The sequence below is a fragment of the Spirosoma radiotolerans genome (assembly GCF_000974425.1).
Taxonomy (GTDB): domain Bacteria; phylum Bacteroidota; class Bacteroidia; order Cytophagales; family Spirosomataceae; genus Spirosoma; species Spirosoma radiotolerans.
Map to the genome: position 1 here is coordinate 996547 of NZ_CP010429.1, position 16031 is coordinate 1012577.

The 16031-nt window shown below is 52.0% G+C and carries 14 protein-coding genes; 5 read left to right on the forward strand and 9 right to left on the reverse strand.

The window, feature by feature from the left end:
• Nucleotides 1–209: 209 nt before the first annotated feature.
• The 4 genes from SD10_RS03910 to SD10_RS03925 all read right to left on the reverse strand — a co-directional run bounded on the left by SD10_RS03910 (nt 210) and on the right by SD10_RS03925 (nt 8770).
• A complete protein-coding gene (locus tag SD10_RS03910; RefSeq protein WP_046375780.1) occupies nt 210–3041 on the reverse strand; it encodes a M14 family metallopeptidase in 2832 nt (943 codons plus the stop codon).
• A 211-nt stretch (nt 3042–3252) separates the two neighbouring features.
• Nucleotides 3253–3879 (reverse strand): hypothetical protein, encoded by a 627-nt coding sequence (locus SD10_RS03915; RefSeq protein ID WP_046375781.1) that lies wholly within the window; start codon nt 3877–3879, stop codon nt 3253–3255.
• 12 nt (nt 3880–3891) lie between these two features.
• Complete coding sequence (locus tag SD10_RS03920; RefSeq protein WP_046375782.1) at nt 3892–5490, reverse strand: SusD/RagB family nutrient-binding outer membrane lipoprotein; 1599 nt, start codon at nt 5488–5490, stop codon at nt 3892–3894.
• A gap of 34 nt (nt 5491–5524) precedes the next feature.
• Nucleotides 5525–8770, reverse strand: coding sequence for a SusC/RagA family TonB-linked outer membrane protein (locus SD10_RS03925; protein ID WP_046375783.1), 3246 nt, complete (start codon nt 8768–8770; stop codon nt 5525–5527).
• Between the two features lie 176 nt (nt 8771–8946).
• Here SD10_RS03925 and SD10_RS03930 point away from each other — a divergent pair, with 176 nt between their 5' ends.
• Nucleotides 8947–9144: a hypothetical protein gene (locus tag SD10_RS03930; protein WP_148562377.1), complete on the forward strand. Its 198-nt coding sequence runs from the start codon at nt 8947–8949 to the stop codon at nt 9142–9144.
• Between the two features lie 60 nt (nt 9145–9204).
• Here the strand turns inward: SD10_RS03930 and SD10_RS03935 are convergent, their stop codons facing one another.
• From SD10_RS03935 to SD10_RS03945, 3 genes are all read right to left on the reverse strand, one after another.
• Nucleotides 9205–9996, reverse strand: coding sequence for a 3-hydroxyacyl-CoA dehydrogenase (locus tag SD10_RS03935; protein ID WP_046375785.1), 792 nt, complete (start codon nt 9994–9996; stop codon nt 9205–9207).
• Between the two features lie 10 nt (nt 9997–10006).
• Nucleotides 10007–10696, reverse strand: a complete 690-nt coding sequence (locus SD10_RS03940; protein ID WP_046375786.1) for a YjjG family noncanonical pyrimidine nucleotidase — start codon at nt 10694–10696, stop codon at nt 10007–10009.
• Nucleotides 10697–10784: 88 nt separating this feature from the next.
• Nucleotides 10785–11090 carry a (2Fe-2S) ferredoxin domain-containing protein gene (locus SD10_RS03945; RefSeq protein ID WP_046375787.1) on the reverse strand — a complete coding sequence of 102 codons (306 nt, stop codon included), beginning with the start codon at nt 11088–11090 and terminating at the stop codon, nt 10785–10787.
• A 228-nt stretch (nt 11091–11318) separates the two neighbouring features.
• Here SD10_RS03945 and SD10_RS03950 point away from each other — a divergent pair, with 228 nt between their 5' ends.
• Nucleotides 11319–11840, forward strand: a complete 522-nt coding sequence (locus SD10_RS03950; protein WP_046375788.1) for an RNA polymerase sigma factor — start codon at nt 11319–11321, stop codon at nt 11838–11840.
• A 17-nt stretch (nt 11841–11857) separates the two neighbouring features.
• Here the strand turns inward: SD10_RS03950 and SD10_RS03955 are convergent, their stop codons facing one another.
• Nucleotides 11858–12388, reverse strand: coding sequence for a hypothetical protein (locus SD10_RS03955; RefSeq protein WP_179945486.1), 531 nt, complete (start codon nt 12386–12388; stop codon nt 11858–11860).
• Between SD10_RS03955 and SD10_RS29850 the strand changes: the two genes are divergently transcribed.
• Nucleotides 12387–12593 (forward strand): hypothetical protein, encoded by a 207-nt coding sequence (locus tag SD10_RS29850; protein ID WP_179945487.1) that lies wholly within the window; start codon nt 12387–12389, stop codon nt 12591–12593. The genes SD10_RS03955 and SD10_RS29850 overlap by 2 nt on opposite strands.
• 259 nt (nt 12594–12852) lie before the next feature.
• Here SD10_RS29850 and SD10_RS03960 read toward each other — a convergent pair whose 3' ends face one another.
• Nucleotides 12853–14322 carry a Gfo/Idh/MocA family protein gene (locus tag SD10_RS03960; protein ID WP_046375789.1) on the reverse strand — a complete coding sequence of 490 codons (1470 nt, stop codon included), beginning with the start codon at nt 14320–14322 and terminating at the stop codon, nt 12853–12855.
• A gap of 194 nt (nt 14323–14516) precedes the next feature.
• Between SD10_RS03960 and SD10_RS03965 the strand changes: the two genes are divergently transcribed.
• On the forward strand, nt 14517–15452 hold the full coding sequence (locus SD10_RS03965; RefSeq protein ID WP_046579013.1) for a sugar phosphate isomerase/epimerase family protein: 936 nt from the start codon (nt 14517–14519) through the stop codon (nt 15450–15452).
• Nucleotides 15453–15543: 91 nt separating this feature from the next.
• Nucleotides 15544–15942 (forward strand): hypothetical protein, encoded by a 399-nt coding sequence (locus tag SD10_RS03970; protein ID WP_046375790.1) that lies wholly within the window; start codon nt 15544–15546, stop codon nt 15940–15942.
• Nucleotides 15943–16031: the final 89 nt, after the last annotated feature.

Below are 16031 nucleotides of genomic sequence, written 5' to 3' on the forward strand. Positions count from 1 at the left end.
TATGGGTATTTAACGGTACATTAAGTGATCTTATTCGAGTCTATCTTACTTGTAAAACGAGTTGGGGAAAGTGCAACGGTTATGCATATAGGTTTATCAGTTAGTAACTAAAATCTCCTAAAAAGTCAGAGGGAGACTTCGGCTCACTATGAGCAAAGTCCCCCTCTAATGTGTTAAGCGGTTCAGCCAGTTGAGCTGTTCGCTATCATTTATTGCCCGCTGCCTGCTACGGCATCGACACCCGACTGATTAGCCGAACCGGTGCTGTATAACTGATTGAAGAGAAGCTTGAACGTACCATGCGATTGCGCCCGGAACGTGATCTCGGGGCCGAATGCGTAGAGTTTGCCTGTGCCAACCGGGGCGACGAAAGCAGCCACGCCATCCTGCAAATACGATTGTCCCCAGGCCCAGCCACTGCGCAGTGGTTTGCCGCTGTCGAACCAGGCCAGTGGTTTTACCAGTCCTTTGGCAATCGCATCGGGGGCTATTTTGAACACCGGGCTGGCGTCGAAATACACATCGGTCTTGTTCGACATGCCCCAGGTTGCGTGCTGGGTCGAGTCCAGATTTACGCGGAGCACACTACCTGGAATGTAATATTTCTCACCAGGCAACGGCTTTTCGACGCCACTGGTGGTCATCTCGGTAAGCGCATTTTTGACTGGTAAGCCCAGGTGGTAGGCCAGGTTGGTACTGCTCCCAATGGTTACTACGGTTCCGCCTGTTTCCAGGAATGTTTTCAACTGTGGAACTGATTTCGCGGCTGTGATTTTACCCATCCATGGACGGTATTCAGCGGGCGTATTTTCAACCTTTGGCTCCGAGCCGAACAGGCTGAAAATGTCTTCATCTTTGCCGCCAACGGGTGGAATCGCGCGGGTCACAAAAACGATAACGTCGAATTTTTTCCGCAGGTCGCCCGCGTCGATGTCTGATGGATAGACTACCTTCATGGGGAAGTGATACTGCTCCATCATCCAGCGAATCCAGCCCGACGGCATCGAGCCGCCATAGGTGTCCCACAGGGCAATGCGCATGGGGGCTACTTTCGATAGCGTTGTACCCGGCCGTTTCGACAGGGCGGTTACGTCGATGCCAAGGTCTTTTGCCGATTTATCCAGCAGTGATTTTGCTTTCGCCGATGCCGGAACAAAGAAAGCACCCGCTTCAACCGCCGATTTCTCGCCAATGCCGTTAGGCAGGCGATAGACCTCAACGCCCGACGCGAGCAGGTCGTTTACCGCGATAAAGGAATTGTTCGATTTGGCGCTCAACAGATAGCCCGCCCCCGCATTGCCCGTAATATGACCTTCCGGCGACTGGAGTTCGCCGTAGGGTAGTTTCTGAAAGGGACCATCGAAACCATCCAGAACACGGTCAAATTTGACATTCATCAGGTAGGCAAGTGTCCAGCCAGCGGCATCGTACGGACGAACCGGCGGGCCACCCGGATACTGAAAATCGTTGGGGTGATCCTGTGGCTCGAACATGTCAATCAGGTGTGGCCGGAAAGCCTGATCGGCCTTCACCACATACGAACCTGCCGGGTATTTTTTGCCCGCTACGCTAAAGTTGGCGGTGGCTTTCTGAACCTGAATACCCGTTCTGATCAGCGCGTTGACAAACTTAACGGCGGTGGCGAAATCCGGTTGATTGGCTGGAATGATAAACCCACGCGGATCGCGCAAAACGGGCGCTTTCATGATGGTGTCATAGTATTTGATCGGCATACCCCCGCCTTTGGGAATAAAGCCATACTGCGCCAGCGCTGCGTTGGTGGGCGGCACCACTTTCTTCGGGTCGTTTTTATAGGCTTCGTCGATGGCATCGATTCGCTTCGGCGACAGGGCCCAGTAGTCTTTACTCCCCCGCTCGATGGAGTTTTTGCCCATGCGGTAGATGTTGTACAGTAACTGGTCGTGCTGGCGAGCGGCATAATCCAGCACCGCGTAGTTGAGCGACACGGAATAATCGATGGATTGCTTGAAATGCCATTTTTGTGGCGTAACCGGGAAGGGCGTATTGCCATTCGGAATCAGGCGCTTGGGAACCAGCGGGATGCTTTCGGGCGTTGGTCCGCCAATGATTTCAGTCAGCAGGCCAATCATGTTGTGGAAGTGCGTTGTGGTCCGCAAACCACCGTTGTACCAGGTCGAGAAGACAGAGCCGCCCAACCGCGTGAAGCCGGGTTTGTTCTCGCTGTTCAACCGGTTGATCATGGCAGCGCCCAGGGCGTCGATGCCTGTCACCATCATGGGATCGAACACATAGTTGAACGGATCACGATACGGCGGGCCCGCCAACACCGACCCCGCAGGGCCGCTCTGGTGGTGATTGTACATGATTTGCGGAATCCATTCGACGAACAACTGGCGGGCAATGTTCTGGGTTTCCTTCATGTTCAGCATGAAGAAATCGCGGTTGTTGTCGTGCCCGACGTATTTCTGGTACAGGCGGGGAACATTATCCAGCGAACGTTTTTCGGGTGTAGCCTCCCGCATGTACCAATTGGTTACGATTTCCTGCCCATCAGGATTGGCATGGGTCAGCAGAATGACATCCTGATCCAGAATGCGTAAGGTTTCCGGGTCTTTGCGGCTAACCAACTGATAAATCGTTTCGATGAGCTGGTGCGTCCCGACGGTCTCGGTGGCATGTAAACCTCCGTCGATCCAGACAATCGCCTTGCCTTCGTCGGCCAGGGCGTGGGCCTGCTCGTCGGTGAGGTTTTCGGCGCGGGCCAGCTTCTGGGAAATCTCTTTATAGCGGTCTAATTTTTTGAGGTTTGCCGGGGAGGAGACAATCAGCATGTATTGGTGGCGACCTTCTTCGGTCAGACCAATATCGACCAGTTTTACCCGGTCGGAGGCTGCGGCTATTTTTTTGAAATAGGCCTCCGTTTGCGTGTAGGTAGCGAGTTGATAATCATCGCCGATGGTAAAGCCAAAATGCTCTTTGGGCGACGGAATCGTTTGTGCCCAGGCCGATGTGAGACTAAGCAGCAGCGTACCGAAAAGTAGACTGGAAAAATAGCGCATTGTTGAGGGAAAGTAGGTTAATAAAAGGAGTTGTAAGGTAATGAGTTATGTGTAAAACTTTTGTGGCTTATGCGGTCAGCGCTCCCTCCGTGGCCCGTGCGGTCGGCGTTCCGATTTTCATGGACCGCCTGACCGGATGGTTTGCTGATGCGAATGTGGTCCGTGAGAATCGGAACGCCGACCGCACGGGCCCCGGAGGTAAGTAAATAAATCACTTCTTGCGAAAACGCACGCCAACCCGGCAGTCGCCGACTTCACCGCGGGCTTCATCGCATACGTTTTCCTGGAAACCGGCAATCTGACGGCCATCGGCCAGGTTCAGGATAAATTTGAAGATGAAATAGTCGTTCTGCGCAACGGTGCTAAGGTTGGTGCCTGTGAAGGCCGCTAGTTGGGCTGCCGTTACGGTAAACGTTTTAGGGAACTGCGTTACCGTTTCGTATAATCTATCGCTTGCCCCAACCCGGCTCGGAAGCGGAAACTGGGTCACGCTGGGGTAAAGACCACCCGGCTGCGAAACAACGATCGGGTAGGCCGGATTACCGCTGGCGGCTGCTTTGGTAAAGCCCAGATAGACATCGATTGACCTTACTTCGGCCTTCCCGAAGCCTTCCCATTTCAGCGTATATTCAAAGACCTGACTGCCCAGGTTGGCCGCGCCCAGATCAAAAAACGAGGTGTTGGCTGTCGCGATGGTCGGTAGTGCCGACTTGTCGATATTGACCGCAACCAGCGGAACGGCCGTGTAGGCCCAGTTTTCCCAAACATAATCCTCTGTTTTGCAGGCATCGAGTCCGACCAGCAGCAGGAGAGAAGCGTATAAAAATATCTTTTTCATGGTTCCGTCAGATTATTTATCCCAGAAAACAGGTGTCGTTTGTTGAGCGGCCTGCAATTGATCGGCTTTGTCCGAAATGGTCGCGTTCGTTGCTAATTCCGTAATGGAATAAGAAAGCCGTAGCGGGAATGTATTCAATGGGGCAATGGGTGCAGGTAATACGGGTAAGCCTGTCCGGCGGTAGTCCGTGTAGGCTTCGATGCCATTGCCGTAAAGGGCGATGTATTTTTGGGTCATCACGGCGCTTAATTTCCCCGCTGCATCAGCGGCATCGTATTGAGCCGCCCGGTTGGCAACAAACGCACTGATTGTAGCCGCTGCCATGGGCGGTGCCGAATTGCCCGACGTTGTGGAGATCGTATTGACGCTGTTCAGATGCGCCGTAATGCCATCCTGAAACAATTGTTTAGGGTCGCCGGTCGTGCCGAGGGTGAGGGCTGCTTCGGCCAGCATGAACTTCACCATGGCGTTGGTTATAAACGGAAACACACCCGCCCCGGTGCCGTCTGAGTTCGTAACCACTTTGGGGGCCGACGTTGCCCCGGTGTTGGTGATGAAGACATTCGTAGCAGGCACATTATTGATTGGGCTGTTGTCGTACAAACCACCCGCCGGATAAACGCCTACTGTGGCTTTCAGGGCGTTATCGTTGGGCGACGCACTGGCATCGCCCGTGTAACGGCCAAAGTAGCCATTTCCGGTTGGCGTGAAACCAACCGTGTAGTTCGATGTCTGCCGGTAGAAGTAGTACCGAATCCGGGGATCGTCAGTGTTGAATAACCGCTCAATGAATCCCTGACTTAGGTAGTAGCTTTTGCCTGCCTGGTATTCCGTTCGGTGCCAGGGATGGCGGTTGGCCGGGGTTTCGGTGGTGCCAAAGCGAAACGAGAAATCCTGCGCATTAGTCGTAATCAGGGGCGCGTTGGCGCTGAGTAAGGCACTGATACCCGCCTTCGCTTTGTCGGGTTGAACAAGCCGAATCTGATTGAATAATTTCAGTTTCAGGGTATTCCCCATGCGGATCCAGGCCGCTTTGTCACCCTTGTAAATGATGTCGGCGGTGGTTGGCTGGATCGCAAAGTTGCCTTTGGCGGCATCGGCCAGACCGTCGTCGATCAGCAGAAACAACTTATCGTAAATGGCCGAGCCACTCTCGAAGGCCGGGTCAGAAACGCCATTGCCTTTTGTGGCATCCGTGTACGGAATGTCGCCCCACAAATCCACCATGAGGCTATAGATGTAGGCTTTCTCCAGTTTGGCAATAGCAACATAATCCCACCGTTGCAGGCGGGTGCCTTCCCGAATAACGATTTCGATGTCATTCAGGACCTGCGTATACAGGGCATTCCAGGATTGCTGGTAGTCGGTGCCGTCCTGAAAATTGCGGCTCGTGTTGCTGGAGTACAACTGTTGCATCAGGATGGAGGTGCCCTGATTCACATCCCGCAGGCTACCCGCCATCGACACCTGGGTGGCGGGCAGTAACAATTCTAAAGTTGGCGTTACGGGATTGTTTGGGTCGGCGTTGATATCAACAAAGTCTTTGCATGACCAGCCAATGAACAGCAGGCCCACCAAAGAAAGACGTCGTATATGGATGATAAATCGCATAAGATGAGTTCGAATGGAAATGATAAGGGACTAATCAGAAGCTAAACCGGAGATTGACACCCAGTCGGCGCGTCGTTGGAATGCCGATAAAATCGAAACCCTGCGAATTGCCCGCGCCCAGCGAACTAACCTCGGGATCGAAGTTCAGGTGCTTGGGGAAGTTAGGAGCCAGATACCACAGGTTACGACCACTGAAGGACAGGAACGCCGATCCGAACGGTGTTTTTGATAGCCATTTCTTTGGGAACTGATAGCCCAACGAAACCTCCCGAAGCCGGAAAACGGTGGCATCGAAGATGTTGGTCTCTCCCGCACCACCCGGTCCAAAACCACCCGTGAAGTAGTAATCGGCAACGCCAATGCCAATATTGTTTGGGATTTTCTTGCCTTCGCCATCGAGCAGGGGTTTCAGTGTATTTACATCGCCCAACACGCCTGGGCCTACCAGAATCGCTTCCCGTTCTTCGGTGTCTTTAGTCACGCCCCGGCTCAGCAGTTCGTAGGCTGTAAAGGAATACATATCGCCCCCCTGCTTCCAATCGAATAACGCGCTGAGCGTAATGCCTTTGTAGCTGAAGGTATTGGTGATGCCCAGAATAAAATCAGGGTTAGGATTTCCAATGGCGGAGGTTTTACCGCTCAGAATGGGTTTGCCCGTGTTCGGGTTCACCAGAATATTGCCAACTTCATCTTTCGCATAGGTCGAGCCGCGAATCTGACCGTAGGGCTGCCCGGCAATGTGAACGCTTCCTAAATCGGAGAAGCCACCATAGGGCAGTTCCTTCAGTGTACCAATGTCCAGAACGATGTTCCGGTTCAGGGTGAAGGCCGACGAAATATCCCAGCTGAATCCGTTTTTAAGTTTCACTGGCGAGGCATTCAGGCCAATTTCGATACCTTCATTGGAGGAACGCCCGAGGTTGATCACCTTTTGACTATAACCCGACGAGGGGACGGCATTGACCGTAAAAATCTGCGACGTACTGAGTTTTTTATAGTACGTAATGTCCAGGCCGATCCGGTTGTTGAAAAACTGCAACTCGGTCCCTAATTCGAGTTCGGTGATAAACTCTGGTTTCAGGCTGGCGTTGGCGAGCAGATCCGACTCGGTTAAGGTGCTCTGGCCAAGAAACGGCGACGAGATGGCGCCTGTAGTGGAACCCGCGCCTAGCACGGGGTTGGCGATGTAAACTGTTTGGGTCTGATAGGGCGTAGCTTCGTTGCCTACCCGCGTGTAACCCGCCCGGATTTTACCGAACGACAGCACCCCTTTCGATAGCTTGAGGGCTTCGGTGAAAATTAGCGACGCACTGGCGCCCCCATACAGGTAACTCCGGTTGCTGGCCGGTAGCGTAGACGAGACATCGTTGCGGGCAACCAGGTTCAAAAACGCGAAGTTTTTATAATCCAGTGAAATGTCGGTGAAGAAGGCGAAGTACCGCTGTTTAAAGTTATTCCGGTTGTTGGGCAACACACGGGGTATGGTAACGCTGGTGTTATTCAGGGAGTTGATGCCCCGGAAAATGATGCCGTCGCCAAACACAACCTGGCGTTCGGTGAGCCGTTGGTTAACGTTGTTTCCTAGGATCACTTTCAGGCCGATGTTTTCCGTAATGGGTTTGGTGGCCGTTAGCAGCAGCGTGTTATCCAGTTCCTGCCGGTAAATATTATCGGTGGTGATGTTGCCGTTGGGGAAATAATCGCCCCCTTTTCCATTCACGACGATGCGTCGGTCGGTATAGGCGTTGAACCCAACCGTGTTCTGCACATTCAGCCAGGGAAGCGGATCAACACCAACAACGACGTTCCCATAGTACCGATCTACTTTGCTTATGGTGGGGCTGTTCACCACCGACCAGTAGGGATTGTCGGTACCAACCCGGTCATACACGTTGTTGCCGTTCAGTGGATTTGTGTTGGGAAAACCAGTCAGGTCATAACTGGTCGGTACAAACATCAGAATGTCCATGATGGAACTACCACTGCCATTGGCTGCGGTCACCTGCGGTGAAACCTGATCTGTATTGACGTAATTCAACGCGCCACTTACGTAGAATTTGTTATCCAACTGAGCATTTCCGCCGATGTTCACGCCTGTGCGGGTAATCTGGTTCTCGCGCACAACGCCCTGGTTTGCCGTACGGGACAGGCCAACCGTAAAATTACCTTTCGAACTGGCATTCGAGACCGACAGGGCATTCTCGAAAACGCTGCCCGTGCGGAAGAAGTTTTTAGCGTTGGATTGAGCGTAAGATTGATAGGGTATCTGAATAGGCGTAATGCCATCGGCCTGGTAAAACTCCGGAAACACCGTCGATGGATACCGGTTATTGGTCGTGAGCGGATGCGGAATGGTTGCCCGGGTTGGAATCAGGCTCGTGTACCCAGCGTAGGGTGGTCCCCAGGAACCGAAGACACCACTCCGGTAATCAAAATTCGTTCCCTGACCGTACTTGGTCTGGTAATCGGGCAGTCCAGCAACGGTCTCTGTGGAATAGCCGGTGCTGTATGTGATTTCCAGCCCTTTCTTGCTCTGGCTTTTTCCGGCCTTGGTGGTCACAATAATGGCCCCGTTGGCGGCTCGTGAGCCATAAAGAGCGGCTGCTGCGGCCCCTTTCAGGACAGTCATGGTCAGAATATTGTTCGGGTCCAGGTCAAACGCCCGGTTAGTTATGGTCGATCCCCCAACGGTACCATCGGTACTACCAAAACTGGAGTTATCAAAAGGAACCCCATCGACCACGAACAGCGGCTGGTTGTTATTGCCCAGTGACGAGTTTCCCCGAATGGTAATGTTCGTGGCTCCTCCGGCCGCCCCACCCGATCCCTGTACGTTTACCCCGGCTACTTTGCCGGTGAGCGCCCGAAGCGGGTCGGGTTCAGAACGTTGGGCGAGTTTGTTGGCATCCAGCGTGCTGACGGAATAGCCAAGGGCATTCTTGTCGCGTTTGATGCCGGCTGCCGTAACGACCACTTCGCTGAGTTGCTTGGTATCGGCCTCCAGCGCCACGTTAATTATTTCCTGATTGCCGACAACGACTTCCTTCAGTTGGAAGCCAACCGAAGAGAAAACCAGTGTCGTTGATTTGTCAGTAATGGGTAGCTGATACGTTCCTTGGGCATCGGTGACTGTTCCAACCGTACCACCTTTCACCGTTACCGTCGTGCCGGGTAGCGATTCCTTTCCGGCGGCATCGCTTACCTTACCCCGAACAACCCGCTGCTGGCCGAAGGAAAGAAGAGGAAGTAAAAAGAGAAGAGCAAATAAACGTTCTTTCATACAAGTATAAAGAGAGTAGTATAAGAAAAGCGATTGTAAAGATTAAAGGGCAATTATAATTTATTGTGTTTTATTTATAGGTCATAATGCAGAATAAAATTTTACTAAATTATTATAATTACATATTATATTTTTTACTTGCTAAAAATAGCATGATAAAGAATTGATTCTTGCTTGTGATGGTCAGTGAAGCGGTTCGAAAACGGCAGCGGCTCAGGCCCAATGAGCAACAGGATGTCGGCAAGGCATTTAAGAAGACACCAACCATGGCTATCATGGGGCAATGGCCGATATGTGTTCGGTCGTATACAGGCAAAGCGCTGCATCCTCTGAGGCTGGTTGACTTCGATGATACAACAAGCGCTTATCACTGAACACACAAAAGCCGCCAGGGACATTCCCGGCGGCTTTTGTGTATACTAAGTCAGATTACTCTATTTCGGTCCCATCCGGATGGCGCCATCCAACCGAATTACTTCGCCGTTCAGCATGGGGTTTTCGATAATGCTTTTCACCAGCAGCGCATACTCGCCTGGCCGACCAAGCCGGGAAGGGAAGGGCACCTGCTGACCTAAGGAAAGCCGGGCCTCTTCCGGCAAACTAGCGAGTAACGGTGTTTCGAAAAGTCCCGGTGCAATAGTCATGACGCGGATTCCGGAGCGGGCCAGATCGCGGGCGATAGGAAGCGTCATGCCCACAATACCCCCTTTCGAAGCCGCGTAAGCGGCTTGCCCGATTTGTCCGTCGTAGGCCGCTACCGAAGCCGTATTGATAATAACGCCCCGTTCGCCTTCGAACCCCTCGCTATGATTGGGCTCATTTTTCTCCATGGCCAAAGCCGCCAGCCGAATAACGTTGAATGTGCCAATCAGGTTGATGGAAATCACTTTCTGGAAGACGGACAGGGAATGGGCGCCGTAAACACCATCGACCTTGCCGAGTGTTTTTCGGGCTTCGGCAACACCCGCGCAATTGATGGCGATCTGCAAACTACCGAACGTTTCGATGGCCAGGTTAATAGCAGCCTGCACATCGGTTTCGTCGGTCACATTGGTCTTATGGAATCGGACAGATGCGCCTAATTCGTCGGCCAGCGCATTACCCAGCGTGTCGTTCAGGTCCAGAATAACTACATTGGCTCCATTGGCTGCCAGTAGGCGCGTTGTTGCCTCGCCAAGCCCCGAAGCTCCTCCGGTAACAAGGGCCGTTGCCTTAGTCAGTTGCATAGCATGTCAATTATAAAATGGCCATTAATTCTTTCAAGTGGCGAATGTCGTAGGTTGGTGGGTCACTGACAGATTGATTTTCGGGGTTATAAAAAACAGTGTCCAGACCAACGCCTTTCGCGCCCATAATGTCGGCTTCGTAATTGTCTCCAATCATCAGACTGTTTGCCGCCGTCGTACCGCTTATCTCCAGGGCATACTGAAAAACGAGTGGATCGGGCTTTTTGGCGTTGGCATTTTCGCTCGTAACGACATGCGTAAAATAATGTGCAATGTCGGAGCTATTCATCTTCACCGCCTGAATTTCGGCAAACCCGTTTGTGATGATGTGCATGATGTAGCGTCCCTGCAGGTAATCCAGCACCTCTTTGGCCGATTCCAGTAAATGGGGCTTGCAAGGCAACATCCGCAGATACTCGGCGTTCAGGTCGGTCTGAACCGCTGACTCATCGACGCCCAGCGCCCGAAAAACCATCGGAAATCGGTGCTTCCGAATGTAGCCATGCTCGATCAGGTTTTTGTCGTAATCGGCCCAGAGCTGCTTGTTTATCGCGATGAAATGTCGACTGAATTCGGCGGCTGAGGCAATGCCCAGATCGGCCAGCCGATGTGTTTCAAACAACTCGGCAATACACTCAGACGAATTTCGGTCGAAGTCCCAAAGTGTATGGTCGAGGTCGAAAAAGAGGTGTTTGTACATGGTAATGGGTTTACGGTGTATGGGTTACGGTATCGGTGGAGCCATGCGTTGGCCCGCAACCACTACCGTAACCCATACACCGAAAGTGCTAGACATTGAGCACAAGTCGTTCTACGGGCTGGTTATTCACCAGATGGCTATCGACGATTTCGGCGACGTCGGACAGTTGAACATTGCCGTAATAGGTGCCTTCCGGATAAACGACCAGGGCTGGCCCGAAGGCACAGGCGTCGAGGCAACCGGTGCGCTGGGCGCGCATTTCTTTTAACAGGCCGCGTTCGGCAAGGGCCGCTTTGAAGGCATCGACCAGTTCATTCCCATGGGCTTCGCCACACGACTTTTTGGGGGCAACCTTCTGGTTATTGCAAATAAAAACGTGCTTTTTGTATTTCATAAGTTTTTTGAATCAGTATCCAAAGGTAACAAGAAGCCCGGCAACGGCCATTTCTTTGCGCAGACAGATTCGTAGATCGACGGGTTTACCCACCGAATAAAAAATTAATTAACCAAAAAAGGAACAATGCGTTGTTGTGTGTATAAACGTACCTAGCCCCACCTATTGTCTGATAAGCAGATGATTGGCCCCTATATTACCTTACTGAAAAATTAGTACTACCCATTTATGAGTCGTGTAACAGAGGTGCCCCAGGAACTCGACTTGCCCAGCGGGCAGAATCCTATAAATAAATTTACTTTTCATGGCCTGTATGATCGGTACGCCCCCGCCCTGTTCGGAGTCATCACCAAAACCGTTCCAAATGAAGACGAAGCTGTAGCATTGCTGGAAAAGACATTCGAAACGGTTCATGTGGAATTAAGTAAATTTAAACCCGGGAAGCAGCCGGTATTCGCCTGGTTATTAACCATTACCCGAAAAATTATAGCTGAAGCGCTGCAATCGCGCAATAAAGTGCCGTCCCATGTATTTCAATTAACCTCTACTGGGAAGGTTATGCCCTCGACCAGTAGTATCGCTCCGGTTAATAGTTTCTCCACAACCTCAACTCATACTCAATTGAAAGAGCTGCTTGATTCTGTACTCTTTAAAAAATGCACACCCGAAGAGGCCGCTCAAACCATTGGAATACCGATTGAAACGGCCCGCCAACAATTGCGTCTGGCCATGCAACAACTACGGTCGTAGCCGTGCCTATAGGTCAGTTAGCTGCCGTTAGCCGGCCGAACGACGGTGTGCAACGTGCTCCATGCCAGATCCAATTCCTGTTCAATTTGCTGCCAGCTAGTCTCCGTCGTGCCGCCGGGCGTATGGCCGGTTTCATCGCACAGGCGCATGGCATTTGCCCGGAGGGTGGCATAGGCGGAGAAGGATGAAACAGGTTGATTGTATAAGGCTGCTGATGTTTTCTCCAAGGCAATAGATAAGTCAGCGTAGGAGTAGCGATCCCGCTGGCGATGAACAATCCACCACTCCAACTCCAGAGCGGCTACCTTCTGCACATCGAAACGTTCTACGGTCAGTTTCTGAATGGCTTCATAATACGTAACCAGGGCAGGCATCGCTTGCTGGTAATCTGCCCGGGAATGGCCCTTCTTGAAAACAAAGGCAGCTTTAGTGGCTAAGAACGCCAGACCAAAGGATCGCCAGAAAGGGGCATGAAACTGTTGCCGCAACCCACCCGCCAACTGCCAGAATAACAACGCCGGATTTCTATCATAATAGGATCGCCACATGGCTGTTTCCAACCGGGCAACTTCTTTTGCGTCAAACTGTCGAATGCTGTGCTGTCTCGGCACAAGTACATCGACCGTGACCCAAAGTAAAAAAGCAACCAAAGCTACACGCCAGAATAACCTCTTCGAGACGGTTTGGTGGGAGGAAGCTGATTGGGAGGAAGAGATTTTCACGTACGTTACGGAGGAGTTGATGGAATGTTAACGGAACTGGGCACTTAACTTATTTTTTGTCGGGATGACAAAAAAGCTGCTTGTTGTAGCTCAATTTTTTAGTCAAGTCAGGTTCTCAAACCTCACGAGTCAGGTTTAATGATTAAGCTCAGTAATAACGTATTTTTCATTCTCGCCGGGCGGTCGGCCGCTGCCGTTTTAACCCGGCGAGAATGAAAAATACAGTTTTCAACTAAAAACCTCGAAATTGCCTGATCAGGCAATTTCGAGGGGGAGTTAGCCTTACCGTACTAGGACTTCTTGGACGAGGTTTTTGTCGAAGCCAGCGTCTTTTTCTTTGCCGGTGCGGTGCTGGTTCCTGATTTGCCGGTTGGGTTTTGCTGCGTCATGGTAACCGGGTCCCAATGCACTATCTTTTGCTCAAAGTAGCTTTCGTTGCAGGCCAAAACCGGCGCGGCTGCCCGGAAACCAAATACGGGGTCCTCCACCGTTCCCTGACTCCCTTTGCGGACATTATCGAAGAAATCGCCGAAGTGCTTGGCGTGGGCATCGTCGTTCTTGGGGGCTTCAAATTTCACTTCCTTCACCGGTTCCGACTTGCGTGTTTCGGGTGGGTAAGTTGCATCATATTTCTTGACAAACTCCTGCTGAACCGGCTCCGTGAACGTAAAGAAGCTATCGTAGCCGCCATAGCCGGGTGCAACGGGAAGTTTCTTCTTGGTCATGATCAGGTTGTTTTCCGAGAACTCGATCTGCCCTTCGTTGCCAATAATCCGGGTTACATCGTTGATCTTTCCGGCATTGGCAAAATTAACCCGGAGCACCATCTGAAAGGCTTCATGCTGATCTGTTTTGGGGTAATCCATGATGCAGGCCATGATATCGGGAACGTCGCGGCCATCTTTCCAATAGGCCAGATTCCCCGACGAGTAGATGCGGGTTGGCCCCATCGTGTTCGTGACGAAATGGACGCCGGTAATCAGGTGAATAAATAGGTCGCCTGCTACGCCCGTGCCGTAATCTTTGTAGTTTCTCCACCGAAAGAACCGTTTTTCATCAAATGGCCGCTTGGGCGCGTCGCCCAAAAACCGATCCCAGTCGAGGGTTTGGGGGGAGGCATCGGGTGGAATAGAGTATTGCCACGCGCCAATGGCGTTGAAGCGGTCGTTGTTGGATTCGATGTAGTTGATCTGGCCAATATCACCTGCTTCGACCAGTCGCTTGGCTTCCTGGAAAGCCGCGCTACTGATGCGCTGACTACCTACCTGCATCGTTTTGCCCGACTTTTTCCAGGCATTGATAACGGCTTTCCCTTCGTTCAGGTGCTGCACCATCGGCTTCTCGCAATACACGTGCTTCCCGGCATTGAGAGCTGCAATGGTAATGTGATCGTGCCAGTGATCCGGCGTTACGACGAGTACGGCGTCGACATCCGGCCGAGCCAGCACTTCGCGGTAGTCGCGGGTCGTGAACAGTTCCTTGTCTTTGCCGTAAGCCGTTTTGGCGTGTTCGAGCCGGCCGTTGTACAGGTCGGCAACACCCACCAGTTCTACGTCCGGATTGCGCAAGGCAGCCTGCGTGTCGAAATTACCCTGAACGCCCATGCCAATGGTGGCAAAGCGAATTTTGTCGTTCGGGCTAACCTTCATCAGATTCGGGATGTAGGCGGGGGCACCAAATGGCCTGGCAATACCTTCCGTGGCGATTACTGCCGATGCGGCCGACAAGCTTTTTATAAAGGTTCGTCTATTGGCTTGCATAAGAAATGCGTGTTTGCGGGTATGGATAATAAAGCGCTCCGGACGGGAGTTTTACCCGGCATCGTGGATTTGCTGCAAATTGACAAAACTGGTTTTTTTCGGTGTATAGGGCTTTCGCTGGTATGGCTTATCAGGCATAAGTAAGTGGGCTGATTTTTGTCTTTTAAAGGAGCCTGATTTGTCTATGCATGCTTATGAACTCCCTCTCCCGTCGCCGTTTTTTACAGTCATCAGCCGTTTTGGCCGGTAGTACGCTGGTCACGCCCGTTACTTCATTCGGCAAAGCTGCGCCGAAGCCACTTCGGTTGGGTGGGCCTGTTTTCCTAAAAAGTGATGACCCCAATGAACTCGCCCGAGAACACCGACGCCTACAGTACAGCGCGGCCTATGTTCCGGCGGTTGACCTGAAAGATACCGCTAAACTCTCGGCTATCCGCAAGGCATTTACCGACCAGAATGTGATCATTGCCGAAGTCGGTGCCTGGGTGAATATGCTGGATCAGGATGCCGAAAAGCGTCGTAAAAATCTGGCTTATGTAACGGATCGGCTGGCCCTGGCCGAAGCCGTTGGCGCCCGGGTTTGTGTCAATATCGGTGGTTCCTACAGTACCACTCACTGGGACGGCCCCGATGCGCGGGACATCAGTACCGATTATTTTGAGGCCACGGTCGAAAATTGCCGAAAGGTGATTGATGCCGTAAAACCCAAACAGGCCAAGTTTGCGCTCGAAATGATGGGCTGGAGTTTACCCGACGGCCCCGACTCGTACCTTAAGTTTATCAAAGCCATTGACCGTCCTGCGTTTGGCGCTCATGTTGACATGGCGAATATCATTAACAGCCCCTCGCGATTTTTTAGCAATGCAGCCCTGATGGACGAGGTTTTTCGAAAGCTGGGCCGCTGGATTGTGTCGGCGCATGCCAAAGATATTGCGCCCAAAGACGGCCATTTTATGGAAACCATGCCGGGTCGGGGTAATCTGGATTATGCGGCTTATCTCCGCAATGTTACGTCGCTGCCACAGGAAGTTCCGCTGATGCTGGAGCATTTACGCACCGCCGAAGAGTACGATGAAGCCCGCCAGTTTGTGATCCGGAAAGCAACGGAAAGCCAGATTCCACTGGCCTGAGGAACCAGATGTAGAAAGCTCGTGCAACATTCCGGATGAAGTTGCCTCTTTTATTTAAATTACGCCCTAAACCGATAAACCACCTTACACCATGACTATCAGGATTTTATTAGCCGCTATTGCTTTCGTTGCTATAGCGTTTCAGGCAGCAAGTGCCCAAAGTTCGACGGCAACCAGCGATCCGTTACCGAGTGTTGCGGGGAAATGGGCCGGCACGTTCGACGGAGCGTCGTCTGGAAAGTTTGAACTGGTCATCAATGAAGACAGTAACAAAAAGCTGACCGGGCAAGTCATCATGCTGGCCGATGATGGCAATCGTTATCCCATTGATTTAAAAACCATTAGCTGGGAGAATGGGCAGCTCAAGGCAAGCTACTCCGCCGATGGTAACGATGTGAGCTTCAGCGGGAAATACGCGAACCCAGCCCTGAAAGGAACCTGGACGTCAGCTGATGGGCAAGGCTCCGGTACCTGGCAGGCAACCCGATAAGGCAGGCGGAAACCCGATTCGTTTAGTCCTGATGTCGGGTTTTCAGTTGAGCTACTCGGTTCTCTAAAATTTTTGTCATGCAGACGAAG

Bases quoted from the DNA above. Each gene is read 5' to 3' on its own strand.
- SD10_RS03915 (WP_046375781.1), bottom strand. From the start codon at position 3,879: ATGAAAAAGATATTTTTATACGCTTCTCTCCTGCTGCTGGTCGGACTC.
- SD10_RS03910 (WP_046375780.1), bottom strand. From the start codon at position 3,041: ATGCGCTATTTTTCCAGTCTACTTTTCGGTACGCTGCTGCTTAGTCTC.
- SD10_RS29850 (WP_179945487.1), top strand. From the start codon at position 12,387: ATGGCTGTTTCCAACCGGGCAACTTCTTTTGCGTCAAACTGTCGAATG.
- SD10_RS03965 (WP_046579013.1), top strand. From the start codon at position 14,517: ATGAACTCCCTCTCCCGTCGCCGTTTTTTACAGTCATCAGCCGTTTTG.
- SD10_RS03925 (WP_046375783.1), bottom strand. From the start codon at position 8,770: ATGAAAGAACGTTTATTTGCTCTTCTCTTTTTACTTCCTCTTCTTTCC.
- SD10_RS03950 (WP_046375788.1), top strand. From the start codon at position 11,319: ATGAGTCGTGTAACAGAGGTGCCCCAGGAACTCGACTTGCCCAGCGGG.
- SD10_RS03920 (WP_046375782.1), bottom strand. From the start codon at position 5,490: ATGCGATTTATCATCCATATACGACGTCTTTCTTTGGTGGGCCTGCTG.
- SD10_RS03935 (WP_046375785.1), bottom strand. From the start codon at position 9,996: ATGCAACTGACTAAGGCAACGGCCCTTGTTACCGGAGGAGCTTCGGGG.
- SD10_RS03955 (WP_179945486.1), bottom strand. From the start codon at position 12,388: ATGTGGCGATCCTATTATGATAGAAATCCGGCGTTGTTATTCTGGCAG.
- SD10_RS03940 (WP_046375786.1), bottom strand. From the start codon at position 10,696: ATGTACAAACACCTCTTTTTCGACCTCGACCATACACTTTGGGACTTC.
- SD10_RS03960 (WP_046375789.1), bottom strand. From the start codon at position 14,322: ATGCAAGCCAATAGACGAACCTTTATAAAAAGCTTGTCGGCCGCATCG.
- SD10_RS03970 (WP_046375790.1), top strand. From the start codon at position 15,544: ATGACTATCAGGATTTTATTAGCCGCTATTGCTTTCGTTGCTATAGCG.
- SD10_RS03945 (WP_046375787.1), bottom strand. From the start codon at position 11,090: ATGAAATACAAAAAGCACGTTTTTATTTGCAATAACCAGAAGGTTGCC.